At 46.3% G+C, this 2,867-nt stretch carries 3 protein-coding genes; 1 reads left to right on the top strand and 2 read right to left on the bottom strand.

Annotated elements, in window-relative coordinates:
* Positions 1–1,310 (top strand): HAD family hydrolase (locus ENN47_11650; GenBank protein HDP78804.1); only part of this gene is annotated, 1,310 nt, incomplete at its 5' end.
* Positions 1,311–1,337: 27 nt separating this feature from the next.
* Here the strand turns inward: ENN47_11650 and ENN47_11645 are convergent.
* Positions 1,338–2,156 (bottom strand): alpha/beta hydrolase, encoded by an 819-nt coding sequence (locus tag ENN47_11645; protein HDP78803.1) that lies wholly within the window; start codon positions 2,154–2,156, stop codon positions 1,338–1,340.
* Positions 2,157–2,245: 89 nt separating this feature from the next.
* On the bottom strand, positions 2,246–2,848 hold the full coding sequence (locus ENN47_11640; protein ID HDP78802.1) for a non-canonical purine NTP pyrophosphatase: 603 nt from the start codon (positions 2,846–2,848) through the stop codon (positions 2,246–2,248).
* Positions 2,849–2,867: the final 19 nt, after the last annotated feature.

The following is a 2,867-nucleotide window of genomic DNA, read 5'->3' as shown; positions in this document are numbered from 1 at the left end:
TTGCCATGAAAGGGGCTACCGAAACCGTGCTCGCCAGATGCAAGTCGGCAATGAACGATGACGGCAGCATAGGCGAGTTACAAGATAAGTCAATAGAAGGCCAGGCACTCTCGTTAGCAGAAGAGGGTTACAGAGTACTTGCCTTTGCCTTCGGAGAGGTCGATGGAGAAGCTACTGAGATCGAGAAGATAGATAACCTCGCGTTTGCAGGACTTGTTGGATTCATAGACCCACTGAGATCTGAAGTCAAGGATGCAGTGAGAGAAAGTATCGACGCAGGTGTCAAAGTCATAATGATTACTGGAGATCATCCATCTACTGCGGCAGCGATCGCGAGAGAATTGGAGATAATCGAAGAAGGAGAAAAGATTGTGACCGGTAAAGAACTCGAAAACACAGGCGATTATGAAGGGGAGGAGTTCACAAAACTTTGTCTCTCTTCTACTGTCTTTGCAAGAGTCTCTCCCGTCCAGAAGCTTCATATTGTCGAGGCGCTTAAGAGAGAGAAACACTTCGTAGCCGTTACGGGCGACGGTGTGAATGACGCTCCTGCACTGCAGAGGGCAAACATTGGTGTGGCAATGGGATCAGGCACCGACGTTGCCAAAGATGCGGGTTCGATAATCATCACAGATGACAACTTTGCTTCAATAGTATCGGGAATAGAGGAAGGTAGATTTGCATTCGCAAATGTGCGCAAAGTGATCTACCTGCTAATTTCCACGGGCGCTGCCGAGCTCCTGTTATTTGTTCTTGCGGTACTGTTCAACGTCCCTCTACCATTACTTGCCGTCCAGATTCTTTGGCTGAATCTTGTCACCAACGGAATTCAAGATGTTGCCCTGGCCTTCGAAAAAGGAGAACCCGGAGTGATGAAGAGACCTCCAAGAAAAACCGAGCAGGGGATTTTCGATCGATTGATGATTGGAGAGACACTCTTTTCCGGCATCTCAATGGGTCTAATCGCTTTTGTTGCCTGGATGCTGCTTCTGGCAGCAGAGATGGAAGACGTCTATGCAAGAAACCAGCTTCTTCTTCTCTTTGTCCTGATGCAGAACGTTCACGTTTTCAATTGCAGATCGGAAAGTGAGTCGGCTTTCAAGGTTCCTGTTTGGAGAAACTACATACTCGTCTTCGGAGTTGTCGCAGCACATGGACTTCATTTGATTGCAATGAACACATCCCTATTCCAGAATCTGCTTGGCGTTTCTCCTGTTTCATTTTCGCAGTGGCTGATCTTGCTCGCATGTGCGGCACCCTTGTTGATTGTGATGGAACTTTTCAAGCTGTTTCAGAGAAGGAATGCGTAATTGAACGCAAACGTCGACGGCCTAGACTCAGAGATCTGAGTTTTTCATGATGAACCCCAAAAGCAGGCTGTTAAGAACATCCGGCTTCTCAAATATCGTCACATGGCCACTATCAGGAATTACTGCATACTCGGATTTCTGGATTCTATCGGCTATGATTTTTGAGAATTTTCTGGGCTTCAAAATGTCTTCTTCCCCGCAGATAACAAGTGCTGGACAGCTGATTCTTTCAAGCAGGTCAGTCATGTAAACGTCCCCTAGAAAAGTCTCATATAAGGCAATCTGGCCTTCGAAGTAATCGGAACTGACTTTTTCAAGGGCCACCGCTCTCTCTTCAAGCATCTTCAAGTTGTTTCTAATGAAGGAATCACCATAGATTGTCGGCACCATGCTCCAGAAGAACTTCTTTGGATCTCCGCCTTTGGCTGCATCCTTCCAACCCTTAACAAAAAGCTTGAGAACTTCGTCGAGCTCGCTTACCGAATCGATTATCGAAATAGATTTCACGATGTCCGGAAAATCTGCTGCAAATCTTAGGGATACTTCTCCGCCGTACGAAGTGCCTATCAAATGCACTTTCTTAATTCCCAGTTCCTTCATGAGAAGTCTAGCTTCTTCCGCGTGTTCTTTGAATGTGTAGGGACCTTCGGGCTTTTCCGAGAGAAGCTGGCCCTTGAAATCGTGAAGGAGAATCCTGTAACCGAATCTCTCAAACACATGTGCCTGAAGCGACCAGCTGTTTACTGAAGCCATGACTCCATTGAAAAAGGCGACAGTCTCTTTTCCCTCTTCATTGCCTCTAATCTCGTAGTAAAGTCGAGTTCCATTAATTGTCTTATAAGCCATTTTGTCCTCCCTTTATTGCCTAGTTCCTTAATAGCATGTTTTGAGCTGAGGGATTACGATATTGCTCTTAAAGAGCGCGCATCAACATATTAACGGATTGCTTCGCTGAAGAAATTCCTGAAGCCATTGCGACAGGTATAAGCACTGTCCCTTTCTTCGTCGGTAAGGTCAACAAAGTACTTACCCGACATAATATCAAGAGAGAGTGAATTCAAAGGGAAACCTTCAACTCTTATCGAATGCGGTTTACTCACAAGATAAAACGTCTCTTCTATCGTGTCATCCATCAGCCAGCGTTTCTGATCGTCGCTCAAGATAAGAAAGATGGCGTTTCTATAATGAGCCACTGCCCGCCCTCCGAGTTCAGCTGAGAGTTCTCTGTAGTGGTTGATCATCTCCTCGTCATTCATAACCTTGTCACCCAGCCTTCTGATCTTAACTCCAGGCTGAAGTTCAGAATCAAGTCCTTCAATGAAGAGCCCGGAATCACAAGCGAATACTGGTCTGCCGGTGAAACGATAGTAAGTCTCCGCCTTTTCTCTAGCATTGTCGAGCGGACTTGATCCGGTCTCTTCGACGACCGGTAGATGCTCCAATGAACATAAATCTCCTAATTGCAGATCCAATCCGGAAAGCATCTTCCTCATGCTCATCGCTTTAGCCGGGTTTCTTGTTCCGTAGATGAGTTCCATGCTTACAACCCTCCGAACC

The sequence above is a fragment of the Mesotoga infera genome (assembly GCA_011045915.1).
In the GTDB taxonomy this organism is placed as follows: domain Bacteria; phylum Thermotogota; class Thermotogae; order Petrotogales; family Kosmotogaceae; genus Mesotoga; species Mesotoga infera_D.
This window is presented reverse-complemented; position numbering and strand designations above follow the sequence as displayed.

Coding starts and splice junctions, on each gene's coding strand:
- ENN47_11645 (HDP78803.1), bottom strand. CDS start 2,156: ATGGCTTATAAGACAATTAATGGAACTCGACTTTACTACGAGATTAGA.
- ENN47_11640 (HDP78802.1), bottom strand. CDS start 2,848: ATGGAACTCATCTACGGAACAAGAAACCCGGCTAAAGCGATGAGCATG.